Annotated in this window: 30 protein-coding genes; 6 read left to right on the forward strand and 24 right to left on the reverse strand. The window is 67.9% G+C overall.

Going from position 1 to position 25,712, the window contains the following annotated elements; genetic code table 11:
- Positions 1-511: 511 nt before the first annotated feature.
- The 6 genes from OHB26_RS38720 to OHB26_RS38745 all read right to left on the reverse strand — a co-directional run bounded on the left by OHB26_RS38720 (position 512) and on the right by OHB26_RS38745 (position 5,274).
- A complete protein-coding gene (locus OHB26_RS38720) occupies positions 512-1,306 on the reverse strand; it encodes a hypothetical protein (protein ID WP_330185931.1) in 795 nt (264 codons plus the stop codon).
- Positions 1,306-3,078: a hypothetical protein gene (locus OHB26_RS38725; protein ID WP_330185932.1), complete on the reverse strand. Its 1,773-nt coding sequence runs from the start codon at positions 3,076-3,078 to the stop codon at positions 1,306-1,308. Before OHB26_RS38725 ends, OHB26_RS38720 begins: the two co-directional genes overlap by 1 nt.
- Before the next feature lie 12 nt (positions 3,079-3,090).
- On the reverse strand, positions 3,091-3,609 hold the full coding sequence (locus OHB26_RS38730; protein WP_330185933.1) for a hypothetical protein: 519 nt from the start codon (positions 3,607-3,609) through the stop codon (positions 3,091-3,093).
- A gap of 274 nt (positions 3,610-3,883) precedes the next feature.
- Complete coding sequence (locus OHB26_RS38735) at positions 3,884-4,243, reverse strand: hypothetical protein (protein ID WP_330185934.1); 360 nt, start codon at positions 4,241-4,243, stop codon at positions 3,884-3,886.
- A 150-nt stretch (positions 4,244-4,393) separates the two neighbouring features.
- Positions 4,394-4,705, reverse strand: a complete 312-nt coding sequence (locus OHB26_RS38740) for a ParB family protein (protein ID WP_330185935.1) — start codon at positions 4,703-4,705, stop codon at positions 4,394-4,396.
- 74 nt (positions 4,706-4,779) lie between these two features.
- A complete protein-coding gene (locus OHB26_RS38745) occupies positions 4,780-5,274 on the reverse strand; it encodes a DUF6884 domain-containing protein (RefSeq protein ID WP_330185936.1) in 495 nt (164 codons plus the stop codon).
- A 643-nt stretch (positions 5,275-5,917) separates the two neighbouring features.
- Here OHB26_RS38745 and OHB26_RS38750 point away from each other — a divergent pair.
- Both OHB26_RS38750 and OHB26_RS38755 read left to right on the forward strand, forming a co-directional pair.
- Positions 5,918-6,436: an RNA polymerase sigma factor gene (locus OHB26_RS38750; protein WP_330185937.1), complete on the forward strand. Its 519-nt coding sequence runs from the start codon at positions 5,918-5,920 to the stop codon at positions 6,434-6,436.
- 19 nt (positions 6,437-6,455) lie between these two features.
- Positions 6,456-6,620: a hypothetical protein gene (locus tag OHB26_RS38755; RefSeq protein WP_330185938.1), complete on the forward strand. Its 165-nt coding sequence runs from the start codon at positions 6,456-6,458 to the stop codon at positions 6,618-6,620.
- Positions 6,621-7,131: 511 nt separating this feature from the next.
- Here OHB26_RS38755 and OHB26_RS38760 read toward each other — a convergent pair.
- The 18 genes from OHB26_RS38760 to OHB26_RS38845 form a co-directional block, all read right to left on the reverse strand.
- Positions 7,132-7,371, reverse strand: coding sequence for a hypothetical protein (locus OHB26_RS38760; RefSeq protein WP_330185939.1), 240 nt, complete (start codon positions 7,369-7,371; stop codon positions 7,132-7,134).
- Positions 7,372-7,608: 237 nt separating this feature from the next.
- Positions 7,609-8,073, reverse strand: a complete 465-nt coding sequence (locus OHB26_RS38765) for a hypothetical protein (RefSeq protein WP_330185940.1) — start codon at positions 8,071-8,073, stop codon at positions 7,609-7,611.
- A gap of 12 nt (positions 8,074-8,085) precedes the next feature.
- On the reverse strand, positions 8,086-8,649 hold the full coding sequence (locus OHB26_RS38770; protein ID WP_330185941.1) for a hypothetical protein: 564 nt from the start codon (positions 8,647-8,649) through the stop codon (positions 8,086-8,088).
- 18 nt (positions 8,650-8,667) lie between these two features.
- Positions 8,668-9,924 carry a M23 family metallopeptidase gene (locus OHB26_RS38775; protein WP_330185942.1) on the reverse strand — a complete coding sequence of 419 codons (1,257 nt, stop codon included), beginning with the start codon at positions 9,922-9,924 and terminating at the stop codon, positions 8,668-8,670.
- Positions 9,921-10,238, reverse strand: a complete 318-nt coding sequence (locus tag OHB26_RS38780; protein WP_330185943.1) for a transposase — start codon at positions 10,236-10,238, stop codon at positions 9,921-9,923. The genes OHB26_RS38775 and OHB26_RS38780 overlap by 4 nt, the downstream gene beginning before the upstream one ends.
- Entirely contained in the window at positions 10,235-12,091 is a 1,857-nt protein-coding gene (locus tag OHB26_RS38785) for a hypothetical protein (protein ID WP_330185944.1), read from the reverse strand. Before OHB26_RS38785 ends, OHB26_RS38780 begins: the two co-directional genes overlap by 4 nt.
- Positions 12,088-13,578, reverse strand: coding sequence for an SCO6880 family protein (locus OHB26_RS38790; protein ID WP_330185945.1), 1,491 nt, complete (start codon positions 13,576-13,578; stop codon positions 12,088-12,090). The genes OHB26_RS38785 and OHB26_RS38790 overlap by 4 nt, the downstream gene beginning before the upstream one ends.
- Complete coding sequence (locus OHB26_RS38795; protein ID WP_330185946.1) at positions 13,575-15,128, reverse strand: hypothetical protein; 1,554 nt, start codon at positions 15,126-15,128, stop codon at positions 13,575-13,577. Before OHB26_RS38795 ends, OHB26_RS38790 begins: the two co-directional genes overlap by 4 nt.
- Positions 15,122-15,982 (reverse strand): hypothetical protein, encoded by an 861-nt coding sequence (locus tag OHB26_RS38800; protein WP_330185947.1) that lies wholly within the window; start codon positions 15,980-15,982, stop codon positions 15,122-15,124. Before OHB26_RS38800 ends, OHB26_RS38795 begins: the two co-directional genes overlap by 7 nt.
- Positions 15,979-16,623, reverse strand: coding sequence for a hypothetical protein (locus tag OHB26_RS38805; RefSeq protein ID WP_330185948.1), 645 nt, complete (start codon positions 16,621-16,623; stop codon positions 15,979-15,981). The genes OHB26_RS38800 and OHB26_RS38805 overlap by 4 nt, the downstream gene beginning before the upstream one ends.
- Before the next feature lie 42 nt (positions 16,624-16,665).
- Entirely contained in the window at positions 16,666-16,917 is a 252-nt protein-coding gene (locus tag OHB26_RS38810; RefSeq protein WP_330185949.1) for a hypothetical protein, read from the reverse strand.
- Between the two features lie 11 nt (positions 16,918-16,928).
- Entirely contained in the window at positions 16,929-17,213 is a 285-nt protein-coding gene (locus OHB26_RS38815; RefSeq protein WP_330185950.1) for a hypothetical protein, read from the reverse strand.
- On the reverse strand, positions 17,210-17,434 hold the full coding sequence (locus OHB26_RS38820; protein ID WP_330185951.1) for a hypothetical protein: 225 nt from the start codon (positions 17,432-17,434) through the stop codon (positions 17,210-17,212). Before OHB26_RS38820 ends, OHB26_RS38815 begins: the two co-directional genes overlap by 4 nt.
- Entirely contained in the window at positions 17,431-18,144 is a 714-nt protein-coding gene (locus OHB26_RS38825) for a hypothetical protein (protein WP_330185952.1), read from the reverse strand. The genes OHB26_RS38820 and OHB26_RS38825 overlap by 4 nt, the downstream gene beginning before the upstream one ends.
- A 44-nt stretch (positions 18,145-18,188) precedes the next feature.
- The gene (locus OHB26_RS38830) at positions 18,189-19,772 is read right to left on the reverse strand and encodes a cutinase family protein (protein ID WP_330185953.1); all 1,584 of its coding nucleotides are present in this window, start codon (positions 19,770-19,772) and stop codon (positions 18,189-18,191) included.
- Positions 19,769-20,626: a hypothetical protein gene (locus OHB26_RS38835; RefSeq protein WP_330185954.1), complete on the reverse strand. Its 858-nt coding sequence runs from the start codon at positions 20,624-20,626 to the stop codon at positions 19,769-19,771. Before OHB26_RS38835 ends, OHB26_RS38830 begins: the two co-directional genes overlap by 4 nt.
- Positions 20,626-21,393 (reverse strand): hypothetical protein, encoded by a 768-nt coding sequence (locus tag OHB26_RS38840; protein WP_330185955.1) that lies wholly within the window; start codon positions 21,391-21,393, stop codon positions 20,626-20,628. The genes OHB26_RS38835 and OHB26_RS38840 overlap by 1 nt, the downstream gene beginning before the upstream one ends.
- 39 nt (positions 21,394-21,432) lie before the next feature.
- Positions 21,433-22,557 (reverse strand): hypothetical protein, encoded by a 1,125-nt coding sequence (locus OHB26_RS38845; protein ID WP_330185956.1) that lies wholly within the window; start codon positions 22,555-22,557, stop codon positions 21,433-21,435.
- Between the two features lie 323 nt (positions 22,558-22,880).
- Between OHB26_RS38845 and OHB26_RS38850 the strand changes: the two genes are divergently transcribed.
- The 4 genes from OHB26_RS38850 (at position 22,881) to OHB26_RS38865 (ending at position 25,711) form a co-directional block, all read left to right on the forward strand.
- Positions 22,881-23,504 (forward strand): hypothetical protein, encoded by a 624-nt coding sequence (locus OHB26_RS38850; protein ID WP_330185957.1) that lies wholly within the window; start codon positions 22,881-22,883, stop codon positions 23,502-23,504.
- 89 nt (positions 23,505-23,593) lie between these two features.
- Positions 23,594-24,037, forward strand: a complete 444-nt coding sequence (locus tag OHB26_RS38855) for a hypothetical protein (RefSeq protein WP_330185958.1) — start codon at positions 23,594-23,596, stop codon at positions 24,035-24,037.
- 38 nt (positions 24,038-24,075) lie between these two features.
- On the forward strand, positions 24,076-24,597 hold the full coding sequence (locus OHB26_RS38860) for a hypothetical protein (RefSeq protein WP_330185959.1): 522 nt from the start codon (positions 24,076-24,078) through the stop codon (positions 24,595-24,597).
- Between the two features lie 19 nt (positions 24,598-24,616).
- Complete coding sequence (locus OHB26_RS38865) at positions 24,617-25,711, forward strand: hypothetical protein (RefSeq protein WP_330185960.1); 1,095 nt, start codon at positions 24,617-24,619, stop codon at positions 25,709-25,711.
- The last annotated feature ends 1 nt before the right edge of the window (position 25,712 follow it).

Raw genomic sequence — 25,712 nt, forward strand, 5'->3', positions numbered from 1 at the left:
GCGAATCCGACCACCACGGGTCAGTCCTTCGAGCAGGGCTCGTGAGCGAAGGCTTCGGCGATTTTCCCACGACAGCGCAGGAACCATCACGAATGCGGGGCCGGGCACGTTCTCATTCCTCCACGGCGAACTCAGGATTCGCGGACCGCAGAAGGTCGGCTCCCAACTCGACACTCCCTGGTCCGGCCCTCACCGGACGTCTTCACGTGGAGTTCAGGGCCAACTCGCTCACCTGCCTCATGAGCCCCGACTTCGGAACTCCTCCGGCATGCAACCGATCAGCTATCTGCGCGCGGCCGTCGGTGCACCGATGGCCCTACTAGTGTCACATCCAGCCCACGAGCCTTCTACCCTCGGAAATCGGCCAAAACGCCCAGATTGCAACAGGTTCCACCTTCAGCACGCACCTGACCACAGACAACGCAAGCGCCCGCCGAAATATCCGTAACTGCAATAATTTCCCCCTCAGCCGGACAATCCCCCCGAAGTGCCTACCGGCTCGCACTCGGTCTCAATACCAGTCGATGCCGAAGTCCTCGACATCGAGCATGTGCACGCCCGAGTTGTCGCTATAGGCATGGCCGAACCACGCGGACCAGGATGCCTCGCACAAAGCGTTGGCGGTGGCGTAGTCATCGGCGGCCAGAGCGTCGAACAGGGCGTGAGCTTCGTCGTTGGACATGTCGATGTCGATGTCGCGGGCGCCACGATATTCGTCGCTGGTGGACCCGTGAGCACGATATTGGACTTGGGCACGCACCCGCAGCCGGGCGCCGACGATATCGCGAACCCCGGCCCGTTCGCGGGCATCGTCCAGACGAGCCTTACGCAGAGCCTCCCCCGAGGCGCCGCGCATGGAGTCGGTGCGGCCGGACTGCCACCGGCGCACCACGGTCACCGACACCCCGAGATCGTGCGCCAGCGACTGAACACCGCCCCGGCGCTGCACGAAAGCACGCCGCTGCACCAGCTCGGCTACCCGCGGATCGGGGATACGGTTCTCGCGTGCCCACCGGTTGGCCGTCGATGCCGACCGCGGAGCGCCGGCGTCCTTGGCGGCGCGCTGGATGCCTTCGCGGCCGATGGTGGCGCGGGCCTCGGCCACCGCCACGGTGTCGGACACGCCGCGCACCGCGTCCAGGCCCACCGAATCGGATTGGTCGGCAGCGGCTTTGAGCGTGTGCACGGCATGCGGGTCCACGGTGTAGTGCCAGCCGCCCACCGTCACCTGCTGTCCCGCACTGTCACCGGCGCCCGAGGCGGAGCCGGAGGCCGGGGGACGCTTGCGAGGTCGCAGCTGCGGCATTACTTGCACACCTCCACGTGGGGGGAATTGGCGAACGCGGCCGCGATGGCGGCGGCCACCCTCTCCTGCCCGCGCGCGGCGGCCAGGGCCTCGCGGGACTCATCGGTGAGCACGCACCAGCGTTCCACCATCAGCTGCCCCAGCGCTGGCCCCTTCTTGGGCATCGGATCGGCGAACGTCGCCACATCCATGCCGGGGGGCACCAGAAAGGTCAGCGCGTCGGTGCGCACCATCGCGGCGCGGCGGCCGGTGCGGGCGTGGGCGTTGGCGTCTTGGCGGCGGATGCGCCAGCGGGCATGTGCGTGAATGTTGGCCTGCGCCACAGGATTCGAGTTCTGCGCCCGGAACTGGCCCCACTGTTCGGGAGAGTTGGCCAGTGCGCCCTGGTAGCCCTGATAGACCTTGTTGGTGAACTTGCGCATGGCTCGGTCCCCGGTCGCCACGAAATGCTTGTAGCCCTCCCCCACCTGGGTCTGGAACTTCGCCAACGCCGGTGCCGAGGCCGGCCACACCCAGCCCTCGACCAACGCGATATTCTCGATGCACCACTGCAGGCCGTACCCGCTGGTCCAGGTCTGCGCCAAGGCCTTCAAGGTCTCGGTGGTCACCGTGAACACCGGATTGATCTCGGGATTCAGCCGCGCCTGGTGTCCCCATTCCGGATGTGGGGGCGGCAGCAGCCCGAAGTCGGGAAGTTCGTGCAGCGGGGGCCCCATGATCGCCCACAGGCCCACCGGCCACTTCTCCGGCGGCAGATCCGAAAACCACAGGGCCTTGTCCAGATCCGCCATGCTCAGCACATCGGGCTGCCCGATCGGCAGCTCCACGCTGAAGCTGCCGAGGAATGAACCGAACTGGTCCACGATCACCAGGCGATCGGACTCGGCCAGCTCCGCGGGGTCGATGGCCTCGACCGACCACACTGCCGCGGGCTCGAGCTCCCCGCGCGGCGGATACGTCAGCGGTGGCACCGGCACCGGTCCGGACAGCACGTGCGAGCGCGCCACGTCGAAGTCGTTGGCCTCGATCTCGGCGTTGCGGCGGGTGCCCTGGCGCCAGATCTTCCCGGCGATCGCGGCGCCGGTTCGGGTGGCGGTCAGCGCAGGCAGCACGCCCAGCTGCTCCACCGCCGCGCACAACCGGCGGCCGAGCTCGGCCCGCGCGGCATCCTCGAGCTCGCGCATCTGCTCATCGGTGACGTCGTCGGGGATCTCTACCAGGCCCCAACCGGCCGCGTCGTCGCCCAGGATGCCGAGGTTCTCCTCCCCCGAGGGGGACGGGGTGGTCCAGGCGTACGGCTCCAGGATCACGTCCACGCGAAACTTGCTGGTGGGCTTGCCTTTCGAGGCGTTGCGGGCGCGGCCGCGCTTCTCGTTGACGTCGATGCGCTCCAGCCGCACCCACGCCCCGCCGGTCTCCCAGCCCTCCCGCAACCGCCAGCCGCCACGCTCGAGCGCGGTCTGATCGCGCGCCACGGCCTCGGTGATCCGGTCGCGGCACTCGGTACGCAGCACATCCATCGGGGTGTCGTCGTCCGCGTCGCCCTCATCCACCCGCCAGCCCAGCAGCTCCAAGGCTTCGGCGCCCACAATCCAGACCTGAGCCAGCGTGCCGTCGGTGCGCAACCCGCCTGAATCGGCCACGTAGGTCAGCATGCGGGCGAGACGGTCCGCGCTGTCCACGGCCGGGCCGATCTGGGTGCCGAACGGGGTGAACGTGCCCGCCCAGCTGCACATCACCGCACGATCATCGGCGGCCGAACGTCCTGCCATCACCACTGCCTCTCAGCGCACGATCGCGCGAATTCGTTCGATCTTCTGTTCGGCGGTCAGCCCGGCCTCATCGTCCAACCGCACAGCGGTCAGCGTGGCTCGAACATCCTCCGCGCGGCCAGGATTCAGCGCTGCCTCAAGGACCCGCGCCAGCGGACTGGAATCCTTGCGGTACACCCACACCTCATCCCACTGGCGCGGTTCCGGATTGGTCTCAGGCATGAGCATCCCGATCGGGAAATAGCCGAGCTGCTCCTGGTCCAGAGCCTCGGCGATCTCTCCCAGTACCCATTTCCCGAGACGGCCGTACCCCAGTGCTTCACGCAGCTCTTTCAGCGTGGCGATGGTGAGCCCGCCCTCCTCGACACACCGCGCGTGAATGAGATTCAACCCGTCGGTGTTCGCTTCGGTCGCAGTCATCCGCATCCCATCATCCCGACTCTTATTCAAGAGCCGAACGAACGTATTATTGTCACGACGGTAGCATGTTTTATTTGTCATCAACGACAATAAATCATGAATCGACGCCATCCGATCGGTCGGTCCCGCCAAATAAACTCGGCCACAACGATTTTCGCTGGCTTACATGGCAGGTCTAGCATTCACATCCACCCAGGATGGCGGAGCACGTGTCCTTCGGGGCCTTGGTAGGTGGGGCGCGGGTCGCGGGAACTCCGCTGTTCGCCACTGGGCACGTCGTTGTGCCTGTCCGCGCCCCGTCAGGGCTGCTGGTCGCAGCCCGCGCTGCTGCGAAATTTCGGGCAGCGCCCCGGAGCCCTCAGGGATTCCGGGACGCCCTCCGAGTTCAGGCGGCGTCCACGTACTGCTCACCGAGGACATGCAGCGTTCCGGTGACGGTGTCACGGAAGGCCAGGCGCTCCATCAGGTTTCGCAGCACGGCCTCCCGGACCGCTTTGCCGACCGCCAGGGGGTCGGCGGCCTGGTATCCCTCGGCGGCCGGGCCTTCCCCGCCCTGGGTCTGGATCTCGAGCAGCTCGAACAGTGCGTCGGCGCGATGCCTGACCAGGTCCGCGGTGTCGAACATCGTCCAGAAGTCGGCCATACCGGAGGCGGTGGCGCCGAGCGCCATCGAGAGCACCGCTGTGGTCAGATCGGTGGTGGCGGTGGCGATGAGCTGGCTGAGATCCTTGCTCTGAGTGGACATTTTCATCCTTTCCCGTTGACGGAGGGGGCCGGGGCCGGGCATGGATGAGATGTCCAGACTTCCGATCCCACTTAATATCATAGTACTACGACACTACGACAACGGTGGGGGATTCGACAATTTCCCCCATCGGGTTCGTGGGGGAAATGACTACTCGGGTTGTTCGGCCTGCTCGGCGCGCTCGGCCTTCTTGTCCGCGATCTCCTGATGCGACCAGACCCGCACCGCCCCGGGGTTCAGCCCCGGCCATGGCCGGCCGTCGTTGCGCTCCTGCTCCAACTGCTCCACCAGGCCCATCACGGCAGCTTTCACCATGTCGCTCAGGGAGCCTTTGTTGCCCTGCCCGAGCCAGCCGTAGGCATAGGCGCCGCGCACCCGGTCGGCGGTCTCCTGGTCGAAGTAGGCGCCGATCCGGCCCTTGTTGCCGACCTTGCCCGACCCTGCGGCGTCGTCCTTCGCCATCGAGGCCTCCTCCGCGCTCCCGGTTTTATCCTGACCGGGCCATAGTACTGCGACACTGCGGCGATGGGCCGCAGTCACGAGACCGTGCGCGGCGCCGAATGCGTTGTCCGCCATTGCCATATCTCCCTGGCCATCGAGATACGGTGCAAGTTCGGAGGTGCGGGGTGCCGCGGCGCCCCGGCGTGTGCCGATGATGCGCGTGAGCTCCCGGCGGTGAAATCCCATGCCTCCAGTCCCGCCAGGGGCGCCGTCGCGTGCGGCCAGACCTCCCGCACCACCTGGACGTAAGCGCGGCCCCCGAGCACCGCCACGGGGCGCTCCAGCAGGCCGGCATCATGCGCCTGCGCGCGCACTACGGCGGCCAAGCGCTCGATGGCGGCTGCGCTGGCGCGGGGCAGCTGCACGTCGTAGGGCTCCACCTGTTCGGTGAGGGAGAGCAGTCCGTGCAGGGCGGACACGATGTGAATGCGGGTGTCATCGCCGCCGGTGAGTGTGCGCGCGGCCGCCAGGCACAGCTGGAAGTACTGGCCGGTGTAGAGCTGGGCGGGGTGCGGGGGCCTTGTCGGCACCGCACGCCACCAGCACGATCGACGGCGAATCCGCCATGGTGTTCACTCCTCCCCGAGCCGCGCGCGCAGCGCGCGCTCCCTCTTGTAGGCAGCCCAGCCCAGCGGGCCGCAGGGCAGCGCGTCGACCGCCTGCCCGTACAGCTCGGCGGCCCGCTCAAGGAATACCCGAGCCTTCGAGGTTGTGCGCACGCCGAACCAGCGCGATGCCTTCGGGCATAGTGCCCGGGATGACCTGGGTCATTGGTTCGCTCCTTCCGCGTCCGTCAGATTTCATAGTACTACGGCACTATGACACTGCTCGGAGATCAGAGGCGTACGAACTGCGGTGTGAGCGCCTTCTCGGCACCGCACGCCACCCAGCACGATCAGCGAGGACTCCGGGCAGCTCGGCGACCATCGCGACCGAGGTGGAAAAAGTTCGCGGTGAAGGGTGGAGATTCTGGGCGCGTCGGACGTTCTTCTCTGTTGAGGCCGTCCCCTCGGTCTCGCGGCCCGTGACGTGCCGCACCTCGTCTGTGGGCGTGGCTGCGGGTCGTCCGGAAACCGTAGTGAGTTGGGAGGTAGACATCGCGATGATGGTTTTCAACCATTTCCGGTGTGCAACCAGTAATTGGGCGACCCAGATGCGTAAGGGCCGCCCCTGATGAGCCGCGATGATGAAGTGAGCGAATTCGTTCGGGACAGCATGCAAGTGCTCACCCGGCGCGCACTCTATCTTTGCAACAACTCCGATCTGGCCCAGGATCTGGTGCAGGACGCATTCGAAAGGGTGCTGAAAAGCCAGGGGCCGCTGACTATGCCCTACATGTACAGCGCGCTCAGGTCGTCGTGGTACGACTACCTGAGGAGGACGAAGTGTCGTCCGCTGGAAAATCTGGTAGATGAGTTCGATATCGACCGGCCGACCAGCGAGCTGAGTCCGGAGGAAGCCGAACGGCATGAGCAACTGCTCGCCGCGTTCGGCGAACTCCCGGATGATATGCAGACGATTCTGTTCCTGCGTCATGACCAGGACATGAAACCGGCGGAGATCGCCAAGGAAATGGATCTTCGCCCGGATCAGGTCAGCAGATATCTCCATCGCGCAAAGTCGAAGTTGCGCCACCGGCTGAACGAGATAAATCGTGAGGCTGCGGATGGCAATGAAGGCCCCGCGCTCTAGTTTGGGTAGGAAGGGAACCGTGGACGTTGAAAAGCGCCTCGCAACGGCTGCCCGTGTTGTCGACGCACAGATGTCGAAGGTGAATTTCGATCATCTGTACGCCCGAATCATGGCAGCCGCTGATGCCCTCGACAACTCCAATGACCCGACCTCCAACCAGGATCGGGCGCGGCCGGGTAGGTAATACCGGCCGCACCCGCCTCCTGGGGCTGGTGAGTGTTTGAGCTCCCCAGCCCGGAGGCGAATCGAGTGAGAAAGAGCGGCTTCGTAAGCCGGGGTAACCAGGAGGAGAAGAATCCTAGCGGATGAATGGACGCATACATTCACCCAATGGATTACAAATATCTATCCGACTCAGACGGAACCGGAACAAGGGGATCGGGAGCGTAGCCCACGCTTCCCGAATTTGAAATTCACTACTGGAGGGTATCCGGAATATGACGAAAGATCGTAAAGGCCGAGGCCGTCGACGCGGCAGCCGTATGGAGTTGTACGCCAGCAAGGTAGACAGGTTTCTACTGCTGTTGTTGGTCATCACAGGGTTGGCAGGGTTGACATGGGAAGGAGCACTGCGGAGCTGATCGCTTAGGGTGATTGTCGGTGGGTAATGCGCAACAGTTTCGCGCATTACCCACCGACGCGGATGGATAAGAAAAGGCGGGCACCGTCGGGACGGTGCCCGCCTTTTCCAATATCTAGATGGCACCGATTTCCCGGAGCTTGATCACCGTATTGATTATCAGCAGGGTGAGTCCGCCTGCCCCGGTCCCAGTGGCCCAGATCAGCCGCAGCACTTTGTAGGCATCAGCGCGCTTTCCGGCATCGTTGCACGAAATGGCGACGTGGGCGGAATACGCCACAAGCACCGCAACGAATACGACATAACCGATGAAGAACCAGAACAGCATCCCAAACCTTTCGAAATCGACCGTCACGTTAAAGAACGTCGGCCAGATATCGAATCTCCACCTCTCGCGCAAACTCCTAGCGGCGGAGGTCCACCGGTATCACGACTGCGCCGACCGGACGTGGGGTCCGGTCGGCGTAGTGGAGGGGTGCAAACGAGTCGAAGGGGTGTGCGACTCGCAGGCGAGGCTACGCGGTAGTGATCGAAATCGGTTGGGCGCCGCAGTGATTGGCACGCCCGGTCAACATGATCGGCACCAGGCGAATCAACGGCCTAGATCGCTGGCCGGGCGGTAAACGGTGGGCTTGGTGGCGCGGCCGTGCGGGATGCGGACCTGGATCCGGCCCGCTTCGGCTTGCCACACATCGACTTTCGGGGTGCGCCAGGCGTTGATCAGGTGGCTGGCGTGCTTCTCGAATTCGGCGAGGCCGATGCCGACTACGGTCCCGAACTCCAGCACGATGCCCTCCGGGCCGATGGTGGTCGCGACGATGGGGGGAATGCGTTTGCGGTTGGGGTTCTGCGGGTCGTGTTCGACCATGCGCAGTTTGCGTGCGGTGCGGGGCCAGGTGCGGCGGATGCGGGCAGCCGCGCGCAAGGCGGTGCGCTGCTGTGGGTCTCGGGTGCGCCAGTAGCCCGGCCCGTATCCGAACTGGTGGATCTGCCACAGCAGGGTGACCACGATCGGGGCCGCGATCCAGAGCCAGAGCGGTCCTACGTCGAGTGCCATGTTTTCCTCCTGTCAGCCGGTCACCCGGTAGTTGGCCAGCCTCCAGCCCGCGGGGGTATCGCTGACCGAGGCGGCGATGGTCATCAGGCGCCACGGTGTCGGGTCGCGGGTGCCGTTGCGGTGCAGCACGATCTGTTGCACCTGGGCGGTGACCAGGCATTGGCCATGTTCGGGGGCGCCGGTGCCGGTGATGGTGACCAGCGCGGTCACCACATCGGCGGCGGTGGCCCAGCCCGCCCAGTCCCGCAGGGGCCGTACGCCGGTGGCCGGGGCGGTGGCGGTGGCCTCGGCGGCCAGTTCCCCGGTCAGCCACGGTGTGGCCCGTGTCAGACCTTGCCCGGGGTCGCTGTCGTGTGCTGGTTGCCAGGAGAACATCGCGGCCAGTGCGTATTTCGCGGCGGTGGCGGGGTCCGCGCCGTCGGGCTGTGGTCCCAGGCTGGTGGCGGCCGCGTCGCCACCACGGGTGTCGCCGCTCTCGCCGTGGTGGCTGTTGGTCAGCACCAGTGCCAGTCCGGCTGCGATCACCACTGCGGCAACGGCGGCCAGGGCGATGCGCTGGCGCGGGGTCGTAGCCATCGGATCCCTTCCTGTCGTTCAGCTCAGCGTCCGGGTGAATGCCGGAATGTTGGCGATGATTCTCTCGGCGTAGGGCCGGGTCTCGGTTTCGTAGCGTGGGCTGCCGGTGGGGAATCCGCCCGAGGACAACACTGCCCCCTCCCCCGCGTTGTACGCGGCCAGATAGAGTTCGCGCCGGTCGGGGACGTCGCTGACACTGCCCGCGGTGATCCATCCGTCCACGGCGGCGGCGATGTGGCACATGTAGCGGCCCTGGGCCATGATCGCGTCGGCGGGATTCCAGGCGTTGACATTGCCGGTGCCGTCGTCGTCGGCGGCGTAGCCGGGCCAGGTGCCGGGCATGAATTGCGCGATACCCATGGCGCCGTCGGGTGAGAGCGCCGAGGGGTTGAATCCGGATTCGGACTGGCCTTGCGCGGCCAGCAGCGCGGAACTGATTTGCGGACAGAGCGTTCCGGCCTTGCGGTACCAGGGCGCGTACTCCTCGGGCACCGCGCCGTCGGCCAAGTTGTCCACCCCACCGCCGGAGGGGGTCGAGGCGCCGCACGCGCCGGTAGTCGTTGTGGGCGTGGTGGTTTCGGTGGCCTGCGCCGAGCCGGTGGTGGTCGTGGTGCCGGTGGCACCGGCTTGCTGGGCCGGGCCGGGTGTGGTGGTGGCCGGGGTCTGGGTGGGGGCGGCGGGATCGGCGCCGGGTTGGCCGGCGTCGGCCAGCCACGGCAGTGGGTCTACCTGGGAGCCGCCGCTGAGGCGTCCACCGGGCACTACTTCGAAATGCAGGTGCGCGCCGGAGGATTCGCCGTTGCTGCCGACCTTGGCGATCTGCTGTCCGGCACGGACTTGGTCGCCGGTGTGCACGAGCACCCCGGATTCGTACATGTGTCCGTAGACGGTGCTGAGGGTCTGGCCGTCCAGGTTGTGGTCGATGACTATCCATTGCCCGAAGCCGGTCGCGGGGCCGGCGTCGACCACGGTCCCGTCGGCGGCGGCGTAGATCGCGGTGCCTTCGGGGGCGGCCAGGTCCACGCCGAGATGGCGGCGGTGCCCATCTCCGCCGCTGGCGTCGAAGGTGTCGCTGAGGGTGTATTCGCCGCTGCGGACCGGCCAGACCTTGGTGGTACTCGATCCGGCGGGCGATTCCCCGCCGCTGTGGGGCGCTGATGTGGTTGGCGCGCAGCTGCTTTGGTCGTCGTCGAGCATCATGACCAGCAGCAGCGGCACCGCCAGCACCAGCGCGATGACCGCAGCCAGCGCGCCGGTGCGGGCGGTGGTGATCACCCGCTGGCCTCCAGACCGGGGTCGGTCTCGTGCAGCCGTTCCACCAGCGTGCGGTTGTAGCTGCGCGAGTCGGTGAGTTGCTGCTGTAGTTCGGCGATCTGGCGATGCAGGTCGGCGGCCGCGCTGCCGGTGACCGGTCCGGCCGCGTCGGTGACCCAGTTCATCACCGAATTCGGATGTACCCCAATGTCATCGGCGACGGCGCGGGCAGCTTTCGACCGTGACATCCCGCCGCTGCACAACTTCAGAACTCGCCCCACCGCGTCTTTGCGCACCTCGGCATTGACCACGCGGTAGCGGCGCTGCGATGTCACGATGTCCTCCTGTCTGCGGTGGTCCGGACACCGAATGTGTCGAACCTGGCCGAAGTGGCGTTGATGCCGCTGGATTCCTCGGTCGGTGTTTGCTTCAGGTAGAAGGGCAGGCCGGGCTGGCGATCTTCGCCGATCTTCAGCAGGAATTTGCCGGTGCCCGGCGCTATCGCCTTGTCGTGTGAGTCCTCCTGCGCCGCATCGGCTTCGGCTTCGGCATCGAGGATGCGGCGGCGCACGGGTTCGCCGGTGAGCGATTGGGGTGCGGACCAGCCGGTGACCATCGCCTGTTCGGCGGCGGTGAACGGGCAGATGGAGTCCAGGCGGCGCAGCTCCTCGGCGGGCAGGGCGCCGAAGACCTTGGCGCGGGCGCGTTCGAGGAAGCCCAGGGCCTTGGAGATGGTGGCCTCCGAGCCGAGCGATTGCAGGTCCTTGATGGTGTGACTGATCATGATCAGCGATGTGGCGATGCCTCGCTGGAGCCGAGTCAGTTCATCGACCCGGTCGATCATGAAGTCTCCCAAGGCCAGGACTTGCCACAGTTCGTCCATGACCACCTGGAAATACTGCTGACGCGCCAGGCCCACATCGGCGAGCAGGTTCAGCGCATCGATGGCGCCGAATCCCTGCGACCAGCTGGCCAACATCACCGCGGCCTTCAGCTTCTTGTCGGAATTGGCGATGTGCGAGACATCCACGCACACCCCGATGCGGTCCAGGTCGAACTGGTGGGTGGTCTGCCCGTTGAACACGGTGCCGAAATTGCCCTGGGTCAGGGCGCGCAGGCTGCGCAGCAGATCCACGATCGCGGCCTGGTACTTGGTGTCATCGTGCGCGGCCGCGTCCAAGCGCAGGGCTTCCCCACCGCCGGCGATGACCTCGGCCAGGTCATCGAAGATCGGCGGCGCGGTGATGGTGAACCCGCGCCCACCCTCGGGCACCGGCTGATACAGGATGCGCAGCGCGGTGGAGATCAGCGTGTTCTCGAAGTCCCGGATCCGTTCCCCCCGTGAGAGTTCGATCAGACCGCCGATCAGATTGGTTTGCCGTGCCCGGATCTCGGTGCGCAGAATCTCGGCCTCGGTGGCGAATCCGTCGGCTTCCAGGCGCGCCAGGGAACGACCCATGACCCCGGAGTCCAGCGGGTTGAGCTTGCCGTGCCCGTATCCCAGGTCGATGACCTGCCCGCCGCAGCGTTCGATCACACCCCGGTAGTCCGGTTTCACGTCCGCGAGCACCAACGGCTTGATGCCCTGGGCGATACCGCCCAGGACCAGCCGCCGCACGAATGTGGATTTACCGAATCCGTTGAGCCCCAGCACGAACAGGCTCGGAGCGGTGATGAACGTGCCGCGCTTGAACCAGTTCATGGGGTCGAAGCACACCGGTTCACCGGTGTCGAGATGCCAGCCCAGCGGGGTGCCGAGCACGGGGGCGCCGGCGCCGACCGCCCAGGGCCACAATCCCGCGACCTGAGCGGTGGTGCCTCGGTATTCGACGGGGCGGGCCGCGACTCCGCGGCCGCCGCCGGGGCCGGTATATCCGGCGGCGGTCAGCGCGGGCGTGTGCGTCTTCTTCTGTGCCGCACCGGTTTTGGTAGCAGCGGCGGGAGCGGTGCCGGTGCGGCGGTGTTGGGCGCGACGGCGGTTGTCGTCGGTTTGGAGTTGGAAACGCGCCAGCATGGCGGCGATCGGGTGGCCGTGCGCGGCGCGGGCTTCGAGCCGTTCGCGCTCGGTTTCGCTCAGCAGCGCGGTGCCGAACTTGTCGCGCTTGTGCTTGCGGTCCTGGCGAGTTGGTTTCGGCTGTGGTTTCCCGCCGCTGCTCAGGGGCCGGCGGCGGGTGGGCGTGGTGGTCATGCCGACACTGCCCGGGGAATGGTGGCCATCTCCGGCAGCAGCACCCCCAGCCCGAGGGCCGAGGCGAACGCGGCGGCCTGGAATCGGTAGCAGCGGCGGATCTTCAGCCGCGATTGCAGACCCAGATCCTTGGTGATCGCTTCCAGGCTGGGTACGTCCTTGCCGTTGTCGGGTTCGGTGACGGTGATCAGCAGATGGAAGCGGGTCACGCCGTGCCCGCGGGCCTGCTCCTCACGCGCTTGCTCGGCGGATTCGATGCGCACGGTGGTGTGGGCGCTACCGAGGTTGCCGCGTGAGGCGTTCTGGGCGGTCAGCGCGTCGCGATAGTCGTCGTTGACGATGGCGGTAGCGTCCCCGGCCGAGTGCGGCCGGTACACCAGCGCCACGCGCTTGCGCGGCAGGTCCAGTGACGGTTCCAGCAGACGCTGCAACACCCGTTCGCGCACGTTGCCCTCGGGGGCAAGATCCATTTCCCAGGTCACGCTGGTGACCCCGTCGTGCCACAGGTCCCCGCGATGTTCCTCATAGGACACCGGGCCCGCGTCGGCCCACGGAACTCCGTGCGGCGCACCGGATTCGGCGGCCTCCTCCAGATCGGACTCCGCGGCCGGATCCCAGGCGCGGCGCACCAACGCGATCACTTCGTCGCCGGTCATCGGGCGGGACTTGACCCCGGCCTCACTCAGTGCGGTGATGATGCCGGGCAGTCGGCGCCCGATCTCCACCGCCTGCTCCTGTGGGTCCTTACGGCGAGCCGGGGTGGAGGCCCGGAAAGTGATGCTGCACCAGGATTCTTGGCGCACGGTGTCGCTGGGCAGTTCCTCCACCAGCTCGGCCATCACGGTGCGCGCCATCTCCGGCGCGTCCGGATGTGTCAGGTAGGCCACCTCGGCGGCCAGGCTGTTGCCGGTTTCGGGCATCGAATCGTTGACCGCCCAGATGGCCTCGATATCGGGTTGCCCGCCCAGGCTCGCGAGCAGCTGGCCCCACGAGCCGACCCACATGTTGATCATGTCCTGGTCGACGGCGCGGGCGCCCTGGGGCCAGGCCCGCAGCACCACGGTGTAGAGGTCGAAGTCCTTGAAGTGGACCATGCCGAAGGGCTGGCCGTCGGCGGAGATGAACTCCTCCAGTTTGGCGGCGGCCATGAGGCCCGGCAGGCGGCACGACCCGAGGTAGCTGTACACCCCTGCCTTGTAGACGTTTTCGCGCTTCCAGACAGCGCGCCACCATTGCGCCACGATGAGTCCTCTCTCGTATCCGCTCTGGCCGCCGGTCTGCCAGACCGCCGGTATCAACATCAGTCCCGCGAGCCCGGCCACGACCAGACCGGCCGTGGTGCCCGCGACCACGATCACCACCAGCGCCAGCACCACGGCGGTGAACACGGCGATGGTGGACCACCAGGTCATGCCGAACATGCCTTCACGGCGCGGCCGCACCCACATCCCGTAGGTGCGGTCTTCGATGGGCGCCGGCGCGGTCATCGCGGGACCACCCCTCGGCGGGCACCGGTGGGGCGCGGGGCCGGAGTACGGGCATTGCCTTGCGGGGAGGCGGCCGCGTCGACCTGCGAGTGGGCGGCGCGCACCCCTTTGCCGATGGTCTGAGCGGCGACCATGCCCGCACCGAGGGTGACACCGGCCGGACCGACCGTGCGCCCGCCATTGCGTCCGGCTGCTCCGGCACGGCCGGGGGCACCGGCGGCTCCGGGCCGTCCGGGAGTTCCGGCGGGACCGCGGGGACCGGTCGGGCCTTGCCGGGGCGCGGAGCTGGCGCCGGTGGGCGGGTTGGCGCCACCACCCGAACCACCCTGTGCCGCAGGGTTTCTCACCCGGCCACCGCCACGGGAATCCGTCGCGCCGGAGGGTCGGCGGCCGCGGGCCATCATCGCACCGGTCATCACCCCGGCCATGCCGCCGCCGGCATTGGAGGCGGCCAGCGCGACCGGGGAGGCCAGACGCATCACCGCTGGCAGCACCGCCGCGACGCTGCACAGCAGCACCAGTCCGACCAGGGCGCGCTGGGCGGTGTCGGAATCGGGCAGCGTTCCGATGTCGGTGGACGCGCCGGCGTCGTCGGCGACGGTGAAGGCGATCAGGTACACGATCGCGGCCACTGGCTTCCAGAGCACGAATGCGATGGTCCAGGCCATAAACCTGCGGTAGAACGCTTTGCCCATCTCGAAACCGGATCCGGCGGCGGCCATGGGCATGATGCCCACCACGATGATCAGAAAGCCCTGGCGGATGATCGCGAACACCACCTGGGCGAAGGCGCCGAGGATGCCCAGAATGGCGATGATCAGCACCAGGCCGGGTGAAAATGCTTGCATCGCAGAGGTATTCACCATCAGTTGGCCGATGTTCTTCTTGCTACCGTCGGTGGCTTCCGATACCACCCAGGACGAGAATCCATCCGAGGCCTTGGTGGCGGCGACGATCACCGCCGAGAATCCACCGGCGGCTACCACGGTGCGAAACAGCACCCAGAACGACTCTTCCGCGTGCTGGGCGGTCGCGCTGCGGCGGGCGATGGCCAGTTTGGTGGCGCAGTAGATGACGCTGGCCATCAGCAGATAGATCTGGATATAGAACGTGTAGTCCCGGATCTTGGCGAACAGTGTTGGGCTGTCGGCGATTTTGGAGTTGGGGATCTTCATCCAGAACGTCATCGACAGCACCAGCACTTGGCCCAGGCCCGACAGGATCGAGTCCACCGCCTTGCCGAATGTGCTGTCCCACATCTTGTCTTTCACGGCCTGGACCGCGTCCCCGGGATGGGTGCCGGCGTTGGCGAGATCGCAGCCGGTGCCCAGGACGTCGCCCAGGCTCGGCGCGAACGGCAGTCCGATGCCGTCCAGACCGGACTGGAGTTCGTCGCAGGCGTTGCCGAATCCGTAGTTGCCGCCGTTGTTGTCGGGGTTCTGCGCGACGGCCGAGGGGGCGGCGATGAGCACCAGCGCGAGCAGCAGCGCCAGCAGTGCCGCGCCGCGGCCGCCGTGCCAGGTGCGGGCACCGGCGGTCGTGTTCACCATGGTGTCCACCCGGTCAGCGACGGCACTTTCTCTTGTGGCAGATCGCCCTCACCGGGCGGCGGGCGGCGGCGCCAGGTGCCGTCCCACACCATCGCCACCTCCGAGGACAGCCACTGGGATCCGCCGACCTTGTCCGCGCGGGCGCGGGTGGCCAGGCGCACGGTGCACAGGTCATCGGCATATCCGGAGATCTTGAAGGCATCGAAGGCGACCATCCAGCGGGTGACGGTCTCCGGCGCGGTGGCGGGCAGTTTCCCGGAGGCCTTCGCCTGGTCGTAGGCGGCCCATTGCGCCGGGGTCAGCGCCATGAGCCGTTCGCGCAGCTGCCGGTTGTCCGGGCGCGCGAGCTCTTGATACATCACGTACACCGCTGCGAGGGCGCACCCCTGTGGGGTGTGTGACCAGCCGGTGGCCAGCCCGTCCACGATCCGGGTGGGGCCGTCGGAGGTGGAGAAGGGCACCGAGGCGCCGTAGACCCGCTGCCAGCCGCCTTTGCCCTGGGTACCGGCCGGGGCGGCGGTCAGCCAATCCCCGTCGGCCGGGGTGCGGTGCCCGGAGGTCTGCGGAAGTGCTTGCCCGACACCGTTTTTCGGGATGTCTACGCGGCGCCCGAAGTCGTCCACGGCGGGGGTGTCGAAGCCGGAGGCCTGCGGATCGGCCGAGGGCGCCGTGCTGGGCTGGGAGGTCGGCGTCCCGCCGGCGGTGGAGGTGTCGGACTTGTGGCGGGTGAACACCACGATGGCGCCGGTGATGAGCACCAGGGCCACCATCATGACCGCCAGGATCAGCGACACCTGACCTCGGCGGGAGGATTCGGATTCGGGTTCGCTTGTGGGGGTGGGGTTCTCGCTCATCGCGGTGGCTCCAATCGCACGAGATCGGCCGGAAGGTCCGCGATCGCGCTCACCACGGTGGTTTTGCCGGCCGGGTCGGGCAGGATCAGGCGCCAATCGCCGTACTGCCAGGCCATGACGGTCGCATTGGCCATCAGCGAGTTGTCGGGATAGCTGCTGTAGACGGTGATTTCGCTGCGGTCGGCGCCGTAGCGGGTGATCGTGTAGCCGCGCAGGGTGGGCGTGTAGTCGGGTGCGGCGGGGCCGGTGATCGAGTACTGCACGCGGTTGAGCACGAAGTCGTCCTTGCCGGGGCCGTCGCCCAGCAGCGTGTGCGCGACCAGCGCCCAGGAGTTGTCCGGGGCGATGGAGATCCGCACGGTGTTCTGGATGGCGGCCAACGCGGCGCCTTGCGGGGTGTGGCTGTAGCCGGCGGCGGCGTCGGTGCTGGTCCTGGCCGGGCCGTCGACCGAGGAGATCGGCAGCCGTACGCCTTGCCAGGGCTCCCAGCGCACCAAGGCGGGCGGGCGGGCCGGATCCGGTGGTGGGGCCGAGGTGGTAGCGGTGCTGGTGTGGTCGTCGTGGCCGCCGCAGCCGACGGCGATCAGCAGCGTGGCCGCCACCGCGAGGACGCGGCCGCCGCGGGTGAGGTGTCGTGTCACCGCGGACCCCTTTCTGGTTGTTCGTGGATCGGGTCGGTGCAGTCAGCCGAGAATCGCGTAGGCGATGCCCATGCAACTCGAGGCGATGGCCGCGCCCAGGACGTTGAGGGTGATCGAGCCGGTGGCCTCAAGGAGCCGGTCCTCCCCGCCACGCCAGTACAGGAAGAACCGGGACGCAGCGATCAGGAACCAGATCAGGCACACGATCAGCGCGCCACCGAGGAACCAGCTCAGGATCTGTTCGATGGGCTGTTTCACGTCGTCGGGCAGCTGCTTCTGCGCGAGCACGAGCATGGCCGCCACCACTATTGCGTGACGGCGTTGATGATCTGGCTGGCCGAGACGCAGAACACCGCGCCGATCATGGCGCCCACGATCTGCTTGGGCGATTCCATGGCGCCGCCGTTCCATTTCTCCCACCCGAACCGGCCACCGGCATAGGCCACGCACAGCGCGGCGCTGCCCAGGAAGGCCCACATGCAGTAGCGGCCGATGCGGTAGAGCCGCTCGGCGAAGGGCGGGTTTTCCGGGTTGAGGGTGTCGACGGCCAGCCATGCGCTGACGTGGTCGTGCAGCATCAAGGCAATCATTGCTCTGACCTTTCGCGGGTATCGGAATCGGTGATGTCGGAACGGTTTTCGTCCATTCCGGGCCGGGTCATCGCGTAGTAGGCGTAGCCGACCGAGAGCGCAGTGGTGATGAGCAGGAGCAGGACTCCGGCGGGGCCGAGGAGCCAGCCGAAGGATTCCTGTGGCGGCGATTCCGGGCAGATGCAGCCGATGGCCACCACAGTGACCGACGCGGGCGTCATGACTTGTCCTCGGCGGAGTCCGGACCGAACACGGCGGTACGGGCGGCGACGATCAGGGCCTCGCCGAGTTCTCGGACCGCCGCGTGCGGGTCTTTGCCCTTGGCCGGGGGTTCGTCGTCGGGGGTCCAGACGGGCAGGTCGGCGATGCGGGTGGTGGGCCAGTCTTTTTGCCAGTCCACGCGCCAGCGGGCGGGGGCGGCCACGTCGATGACATCGAGGTAGCGGCGCACCGCCGAGGGCGCGTCGCCGGGTGCGTGGGCCACGGTGATCAGGCCGAGCAGATGCGCGCGTGTGCCGGCCATCCCGCAGTGCCATTGCCGCAGCAGATCGTGGGCGCGGGTGAGGCCTTCGATGGTTTCTTTGGCGACCACGACCACGAACGGGGATTCGTCCTCCAGCACGGCGGGCCAGAACCGCGCGCAGTCCCCTGCGGGGGCCAGGGCGTGGGCCAGTGTCGAGACTCCGGCGCCGCCGTGGGCGCCGAGCAGCCACACCAGCGGCGGCACCGTCTGGGTGTGGGTGACCGCGCGTGCCCACAGCTGGGCGCGGCGCTCGGGGTCCGGTGGGACGGCGGTGAATTTCACTGCCTGTGCCCGCGCGGCGTCGAGTGTGCGCCGGCGGCGGCCGAAGCGGTGGGCGGGGCGGACAACCGGGGATGTCGGGTCCGGGGTCACGGTTTCGGGTTCGGTGTTGCTGGGGGTTACCAACATTGGGTTGTCACCTCCTCGGGGTCAGGGGTCCGGGGGCCGGGCCGTCAGTAGGGCTTGGGGGTGGTGGTGACCGGGGCCGCGCTGGACGGGGCCGCGCTGGGCGCCGAGGTCATTGGGGCGGTGGTCACCGGGACTGTGGTGGCGGGGGCCGCACTGGTGGCGGGCAGTGGGACGGCGGCCTCGGGGGTGGTGGAGGGTGCCGAGGTGCTGCTGGCGGGTGCGGCCTGGACTCCGGCGATATCGGCGGCGGCCGCGGCGAACCAGTCCGCCACCCAGGTGGTGGCGGTCTGGCCGGTGGGGGTGATCGGGTCGGTTTGATACGACCCGTGGCGGGTGATCACGTCGCTGTATTTGACCCAGGTGGTGGCCGAGAGCAGATCCTGGTTATCGGAGATGTTGGTGATGAAGGCCTGGAAAGCCTCGGTGACCCAACGGATTCCGGTCGATATCGGCACCAGCTCGCTCAGGGCGCCGGCCAGCTTGGCACCGAACAGGGCCAGGCCCGCGATGGGATTGGCCAGTCCGGCGGTGCCGATCTCGGCGATATTGGTCGCGGTCAGCATCGACTTGGCCACGGTGCCAACGGCATTGAGCGCGATGGTGCCGATTTTCATGACGGCTTTGAGCGCACCGGAGATGTCCACGGGAGTGTTCGGGTCCGACGCCTCGGCGATGCGCTGGCTGATCGACTTCTTCGGCGAATAGCTCAGCGCGGACAAGCTGGTGCCGCTCAGGTCGTTGTTCGCCACCGATGTGACGGTCTTGATGCCGGTCTGCGCCAGGGATGTGGCGATGTTGGCCAGGGCCTGGATCGGGTCGCCTGGATTCTGGACGCTGGCCGCGACCTGCGCGACCGCGCGCAGCAACGGCGCGTTGTCCGGGGCATCGCAGGACAGGTCCCCGCCGGTGCAGAACGACACCACGCGCCCGACCAGCTTGCCGAAATCCGCGGGCTTCTCGGTGGATTCGCCGATGCCGGCGCCGCTGGGCGGGAGGGGGTTCACTTGGGCGATCTCGCCCAGGACCTGACCGGAGGTGCCGGGCATCGCGTTGGGGCGGGTGGCGTTGGTGTCGCCGGGGAAGGTGGTGGCGCCCGCGGTGCGGGTGGGATCACCGAACAGGGCCACTCCGGCGATCTTGTCGACCGGTACCGGTCCGTTGCCCGCGCCGATGTCCTGGGCCAGCAGCGAAATCACGTGCGCGCCTTGGCTGTAGCCGACCAGCGCCACGGCCGAGTCCTTGCAGCTGGAGACGAGCTCCGACAGCCGGGTACGGGCCTTGTCCACGGCCTTGGTGACCGACTGGGCGTAGGTGGCGTTCGTGCCCCCGGCCACGAAACCACCGAATGATGCGTCATAGGGCAGGTATTCGCGCTGCACCTTCGCGCCTTCGGCGTCGGCCTTGGCCAGCAGCGGAGTGAAGACATTGGAGAGAAACCCGGTGTCGTCGGTGGGGCTGGCGTTCGGTGAGGACTGGCCGGTGCCCTGCACGCCGAGGGTGAACAGCGCCGGGCAGTCCGAGGATTGGGCGCCGGCGGTGGTGGCGGGCATGGTGAGCAGCACCGCGATGGTGGCGGCCGCGATGGTCGCGACGGCACCGGCGCGCAGCTGGCGGCGCAGGGTGCTCATTGCAGGTCTCCCAACAAGAGGCGGAACGCCTGGCGGGTCGCGCCGGCGAGCTTGTCCCAGGCGACGAGCTGCCCGGCGGCCAGGTGCGGGTCGAACGGGATGGCGGAGACGGTGCGCACCCAGGACCCGACCCAGGTCTGCACGTGGGTGCGCGCGGCGGCGCCGGTGCCGGGGATTTGTTCGGTGATCGCGAGCACCACCCGGGAGACCAGGAATTCGCCGTAGTGGTCATCGAGCCAGCTCAGCGCCGGTTTCAGTTTGTTGATGGCGTCGGGGCGGGCGGTGGTGACCAGCAGCAGGGCGACACGCGGATCGGCCAGCAGGGGCGCGATCCCACGATTGGCGACCGGGGCGCCGGCGTCGTAGAGCGGCAACGCCCCGGCCTGGGTGAGGTGCAGGTGCACCGAGGACATGGTTTCGCGGCGCGGCAGCGGATCGGCGGTACGGGGCATCACCCGGGCACCGGTGGAGCTCATCCCACTGCATTCGGCGACCGCCGAGGGCAATTCGGGGTTCGGGCTGGTCAGCCACGATTGCAGGGTGGAGATGGGGGTGTGCGCGTCGGCGCCGCGGAGGGCCAGGTCACCACCGAACGCGGTGGCGTCCACGCACACCGGATCCTGCTCGGCGTCGGTGCGGGTGGCCGCCGCGGCGGCCAGGCCCAGGGTGGTGACGGTGGTTCCCGCGCCCCCGCAGACACCGAGCACCAGCACGGCCGGGGTTTCGGCGCGCATCAGCGTCTTGGCGGCCATCCCGCGCACCGGCACCAGATCGGTGGGCGCGCCGGGTGGGGCCGGGGCGGTGAGTACGGCCGGATCCATACCGGCGGTGTCGGGGTCGATGGTGTGCAGCATTACGAACCTCCAGCCGTAATGGACGTGATGAGGTAGCGGCCATCGCTCCCCCGCGCGGTGACCACCGTCTGCTGCCACTGCGCAGCCGGATCACGTTGCGCGACTTGCACATTCCAGTGGTCAGGTCCCACCGGGGTGATGGTGACGCAGTATTCGGTGCCGGCAGGGATGGCGTCGACGGCCGCGCGGGTGGCCTCCGGGGAGGCGGCCATCGCATCGGGGGCCAGGACGCTGCGCACCAGAGCCGGATCGCGCAGGGTGTACATGGCGTGTTGCTGGAGCAGGATCACCCCGGTGGCGCTGGTGACGTCGCCCGGCCCGTTGCCGATGACCAGGCTGGGGGAAATGGTGGGCGCGCACCAGGGAGCGGCGGGCGTGGTCCCGGCCACCGTCACCGTTGACGGTCGTGCGGCCGGGGCCACGCCCGCGCTGCTGGCGCCGTCGGAAAGCGCCAGCCATCCCCCGACCACCACCGCGCCGCACGCAGCTGCCGAGCATGCGGCCAATGCGCTGCGCTTGATCAGGCGGCGTCGCCGTGCCGCCTGGGAGCGCTCACGCATCGTGGCAGTGATCGGTGCCATGGGGTCGTCATCGACGAACACCGTGGCAGCCGTGGTGGTTTCGGTACCCGGATCGGAATCCGGAAGCGGTTCGGTGTCCGGTGGTGGGGCACCGAGCCAGTTCCGCCATCCAGGGGCTGCGCCCGTCTCGGGCGATTCGGGCCGCTCGGCGTGCGGGTCGTCCTGACTGGTGGTCGTTGTGGTCATGTGCTCCACCTCCTCCCGATGGTTCTGAGGCCCTGGCGGTCAGTGCCCGTCGAGTGCGGCCTGCGCGGCGCCCAGCAGGTCGGACAAGGGACCGGACGGCATCGGCGGCATGGCGTCCACCGCGTCGCTGAGCGAGGAAATAGCTTGTGCGGCTTCGTCACTGGTGGCGGCCACCTGGTCCACGGTCGCGGCGACCTGGGTCACGATCGGCGCGGGGATCACCGGGGCGGCCACCTCATCGATGACCGGGGCAGGCATCGGAGCGGGCGCGGCGACGGGATCGATCAACGGTTCGACCGCGGGCGCCTGGGCAGAGTGGGGGCCGGAGCCGACCGCGTCACCGATCAGGCCTCCGGCGGTGCCGGCGGCCGCGCCGCCCACCACGGTGGCGGGAATGCCGACCACGGCCGCGCCGACCGCCGCACCGGCCACCGCGCCGATGGCGGTGCCCACCACCCCGGAGGTGATCGTGCCCAGAACCGGAACCGGGATCACGGTGCCGATCACCGCACCGGCGATACCGCCGACGGTGCCACCGATCAGCGCGCCACCGATCCCCCCGACCACGGTGGCGGGGATTCCGGCACCGGCGGCGCCGACGGCCGCGCCGGTGACCACTCCGGCGATGGCCGAGGCCGCGCGGCGGTCCGATTCCTCGCGGGAGAATCCCATTCCGTCGTAGGCGGCGGCCGTCTGCCATTCGGCCATGTAGATCCAGTCCTGGGCTTTGCGCACCAGCTGCGGGTCGGTGCCTTCGGGCACATCCACGATGGTGTCCCCGAACTGGAAACGGTTCTGCTGCCACAGCGCGGGCACCACCGGAGCGGCGGGTTCCGGCTCGGTGGTTTCCGCCTCCGGGGAAGACTGCGGGGAGATGACGGTCTGGATCTGAGGTGCTTGGGTCTGGGGCTGCTGGTGCTGCGGTCGGGGACGCGACGGGGCGGGGATCACCTGTTCGGAGTCGGGTATCCATTGCACCGGATCGGTGGCCGCCGGAGCGGCCGGAACCACGGGCGCGGGCGCCACGCTCAGGCCGGGGCTTCCGGGTTGCGGCGCGGCCAGGCCAGGCTGACCTGCGGGTGCGGCATGAGCGACCCCGGCGCCGAGCGCGAAAGCCAGCGGCAGCGCGGTCAGAGACAGAGCGGCCTTGCGGGTAGCGGCCATGGGGATGCCATCCTTTCCGGGCAACAGGCGGGACATGATCACCGTTCTCACGAAATTCGTTGTCGGATACCAACATTCGAAGATCGAAGGCAAGCGCCGGGCAGCGGTTGAAGAGATACGGGGGGCGTGTTCGCCGCGGCCCCGTATTGCCATCTCCCGCACCTCCCGCCCGCTCGCCGTGATCCCTTTCACACGAAGATTATGACCATGATGGTCAAATTTCAATAAGAAAACTCGCGAATTCTGAGTGATGCACGGTCGTAATGATAAAAAACGCCTGGATAGTTGCGGGTTTCTGACCGTTTCTGTCGTAAGGTTGTCGCATGGGAGCACACAGCGAGTTCTTCGCGCGTGTGGTACAGGACCGCCGCCAGCAACTGAATCTGTCGATGCAGCAGGTACACGCGCAAGGCGGACCGGCAGCACCGACGCAGATCGACGCCGAACTCGAGCGGCTGCGCGCGAACGTCCGCGTGAGCACGTTCGAGAAGTTCGACGTCGCGATGCGGTGGGTGCCCGGCTCGGCGGCGGCCGCGTACCGCGAGGGCCGCACCCCGATCCCGCTCTCGGACAACGGCGAATTCGAGCCCGGCACAACCGCTATCACGCTGAGCCTGGACGAACTGCTCCCCCTGCTGGAAGCCCAGCGCGCTCTGCACACCGCCTCGGTGACCGATCTGCCCGAGGCGATGACCCGCCTCGATGCCGCCGTGTCGGCCTTGGTCGGCCCGTTCGTGACCGATCTGCTCGAGCGGCACCGGGGCCGCAAGGTCCCCCTGATCGAAATCGCTTTCGGGGAAGCGCTTTCCGCACCGGTGGCCCCCGATGACCCGCACCGCGAGGAACGGCTGTATCGACGCTGGCTCACCGGGCGCGAGGAAGGGCTCGATGAGCAGACCGTGGCGCGGTTCGAGCACCGCCACCAATCACGCGGGGCGCCACAATGACCGCTCCAGCGTGCCAGCTTTCGACGTGAAACGACCTTGATATACCAGTTGGGGATATTGTTTGCGGACAGACGAAGGAGGCGAAAGGGATGACCGACCAGACATCAGAGACACTGACTCTGTCTGCACGCCTGCACCGGCTGTTCGCCGCCTTCCACCTCCGCGACACATCCGCCCAGAGCACTGACTCGGTCGCGGACTCGGTGACCGCCACATTGGGAAAAACGGTGTCCGCCACCGATATCGACCGTATGCGCGCTGGAGACTTCGACGGCTCCGCGGTGGTCGACACCGGCCTGCTCGAGGCGATTGCCCACCATTTCGGTGTCCCGCCCGCCTACCTCACCGATCCCGACGGTGAACGTGTCGCGGCGATCGACACGAATCTGCGGCTGATCGCCGCCGCGCGTGATGCCGGAGTCTCCGGGCTGGCGCTGCGCGGTGACTCGGTGGACCTGAGTGAGCTGGCCGAGATTTTCACCAAGATGGCCCAGCGGCGCAAACCCCCTGCCGGACAAGGCCTCACCTCCTGACCCTCGGCTGGGGCGTGCCCGCGCGAGAGGAGAAGATCGTGCAACCTCATCCCTTGGTGCTCGCCCCGCCCGCCCGCCTGCCCGCGCGATATCTATTGCTGCGTCACCGCACCGCGCGGGTATTGCGGGAGTTGGGGGTGCAGCCCAGCGACAGCGCCGACACTCTCATCAGCGCCCTGGCGCAGCGCCTGGGCTGCGCCATCGATGTGGACTCGCACCCGTTCAAAGTGCCCGGGTTCTTCGGCGGCACCATCTGCACCAGCGACGGATATCAGATCCTGGTCCAGTCCGAGACCAGCGGTGAGCATCAAACCCATATCGCCATGCACGAGATCGCCCACATCCTGCTGGGGACAACCGATTCCGCCGCGCAAGCGATGTACGACGGCACCCACCGCACCGGGGACTACTCCAACCCAGAGGAACGGGACGCCGAATTCGTGGCGCGCACCATCACCACCTGGGTGCGCTCGGACCTGGACGCGCGCCTGCCGGCGCAGCCCGACGACCGCGCGGCCGCGATCGCGCGCAGCCTCGAAGACCGGATTTCATGGTCATGACGCCCGAGAGGAGCCTACGGTGAACGGTCTCACGAACGCCCAATGGTGGACTCGCACAACAATTTTCGTTGCCGTCGCGGTATGGCGGATCTATCAGACCGGACGCCGGCCCTCGCTGGCGTCCGCGCTGATCACCACCGCGCTCCTGGGTACCGCGGCCAATCTGGTGCTCGAATCCATGGCGCACACCGCCAACAATCAGGACGACGGGCGCCCATTCGTCCTGGCCGCGATCCAGGCCCTGGCCCTGTTGATCGCCTGGTGTGCCACAGGCGCCTATTACGCCCACTGCGATGGCTCCACTCGGGCCTGGCGGATCTCGGTGGCGCTGATCGGCTTCGCCGCGCTCACCGCCGTCGGGTTGGTCACCGCCGCCGCGCAGGTGCCCGCCTCGGCCCGGCTGACCGACTTCGAGATCTCCAGGGTTGCGATCTACTACTCGGTGGTGTTCGCGTTCTTCCCACTCGCGCAAGCGATCTGCGCCTATCTGGCGATGCGCACCGCGCGCCGCGCCTCCGGATCGCTGCGCGCGGCCATGACGCTGGCGTCGGTGAGCCTGTGGGCGCTGGCGGCCGCCGGAATCATGTTCATCGCCGATATGTGGATCCAGCACGCGGGTCAGCAACCACCGGCGGTCCTGGCCACCGGGGAGCGGCTGGTGTACCTGCTCGGCACCCTCGGCTGGGTGGCCAGCTTCGCCGCGGTGGCCGCCGCGCATCGCTCACGGCAGTTGACTGCGATGTGGCGCGCGGTGCGGGAGAACCAGCTGCTGCACCGGCTGCTACGCGATCTCGAGGCCATGTCACCACCGGCACTGACCTACCCCCGTACCGGACGCACCCCGCTCATGCTGCGCCCGCACGCGGGGCTGTTGCGAACCCGCATCGAATGCCGCGACCGCCTGGTCACCATCAGCCCCGCGATCAGCGACGAACTCGATCCCGCGGACTGCCAGCGCCCGGACAGGGTGGCCCAGGTTCTCGCGCACCTGCACCGGCGCGGCACCGCCCAGAGTGCGCGCCCGGTCAAACCGGTGGCCATCCTCACCACCGGCGGCACCGGCACCGATGAACTGATCGAACTCGCCCGCGCTTACGCCCAGCTCGCTCACTGAT

Source organism: Nocardia sp. NBC_01503, from assembly GCF_036327755.1.
GTDB lineage: Bacteria > Actinomycetota > Actinomycetes > Mycobacteriales > Mycobacteriaceae > Nocardia.

Coding starts and splice junctions, on each gene's coding strand:
- OHB26_RS38800 (WP_330185947.1), bottom strand. CDS start 15,982: ATGAGCGAGAACCCCACCCCCACAAGCGAACCCGAATCCGAATCCTCC.
- OHB26_RS38845 (WP_330185956.1), bottom strand. CDS start 22,557: ATGGCCGCTACCCGCAAGGCCGCTCTGTCTCTGACCGCGCTGCCGCTG.
- OHB26_RS38790 (WP_330185945.1), bottom strand. CDS start 13,578: ATGACCGCGCCGGCGCCCATCGAAGACCGCACCTACGGGATGTGGGTG.
- OHB26_RS38770 (WP_330185941.1), bottom strand. CDS start 8,649: ATGGCTACGACCCCGCGCCAGCGCATCGCCCTGGCCGCCGTTGCCGCA.
- OHB26_RS38730 (WP_330185933.1), bottom strand. CDS start 3,609: ATGGCGTCGATTCATGATTTATTGTCGTTGATGACAAATAAAACATGC.
- OHB26_RS38785 (WP_330185944.1), bottom strand. CDS start 12,091: ATGACCACCACGCCCACCCGCCGCCGGCCCCTGAGCAGCGGCGGGAAA.
- OHB26_RS38840 (WP_330185955.1), bottom strand. CDS start 21,393: ATGACCACAACGACCACCAGTCAGGACGACCCGCACGCCGAGCGGCCC.
- OHB26_RS38810 (WP_330185949.1), bottom strand. CDS start 16,917: ATGCTCGTGCTCGCGCAGAAGCAGCTGCCCGACGACGTGAAACAGCCC.
- OHB26_RS38825 (WP_330185952.1), bottom strand. CDS start 18,144: ATGTTGGTAACCCCCAGCAACACCGAACCCGAAACCGTGACCCCGGAC.
- OHB26_RS38725 (WP_330185932.1), bottom strand. CDS start 3,078: ATGGCAGGACGTTCGGCCGCCGATGATCGTGCGGTGATGTGCAGCTGG.
- OHB26_RS38795 (WP_330185946.1), bottom strand. CDS start 15,128: ATGGTGAACACGACCGCCGGTGCCCGCACCTGGCACGGCGGCCGCGGC.
- OHB26_RS38830 (WP_330185953.1), bottom strand. CDS start 19,772: ATGAGCACCCTGCGCCGCCAGCTGCGCGCCGGTGCCGTCGCGACCATC.
- OHB26_RS38815 (WP_330185950.1), bottom strand. CDS start 17,213: ATGATTGCCTTGATGCTGCACGACCACGTCAGCGCATGGCTGGCCGTC.
- OHB26_RS38765 (WP_330185940.1), bottom strand. CDS start 8,073: ATGGCACTCGACGTAGGACCGCTCTGGCTCTGGATCGCGGCCCCGATC.
- OHB26_RS38850 (WP_330185957.1), top strand. CDS start 22,881: ATGGGAGCACACAGCGAGTTCTTCGCGCGTGTGGTACAGGACCGCCGC.
- OHB26_RS38855 (WP_330185958.1), top strand. CDS start 23,594: ATGACCGACCAGACATCAGAGACACTGACTCTGTCTGCACGCCTGCAC.
- OHB26_RS38735 (WP_330185934.1), bottom strand. CDS start 4,243: ATGTCCACTCAGAGCAAGGATCTCAGCCAGCTCATCGCCACCGCCACC.
- OHB26_RS38820 (WP_330185951.1), bottom strand. CDS start 17,434: ATGACGCCCGCGTCGGTCACTGTGGTGGCCATCGGCTGCATCTGCCCG.
- OHB26_RS38835 (WP_330185954.1), bottom strand. CDS start 20,626: ATGCTGCACACCATCGACCCCGACACCGCCGGTATGGATCCGGCCGTA.
- OHB26_RS38740 (WP_330185935.1), bottom strand. CDS start 4,705: ATGGCGAAGGACGACGCCGCAGGGTCGGGCAAGGTCGGCAACAAGGGC.
- OHB26_RS38720 (WP_330185931.1), bottom strand. CDS start 1,306: ATGCCGCAGCTGCGACCTCGCAAGCGTCCCCCGGCCTCCGGCTCCGCC.
- OHB26_RS38750 (WP_330185937.1), top strand. CDS start 5,918: ATGAGCCGCGATGATGAAGTGAGCGAATTCGTTCGGGACAGCATGCAA.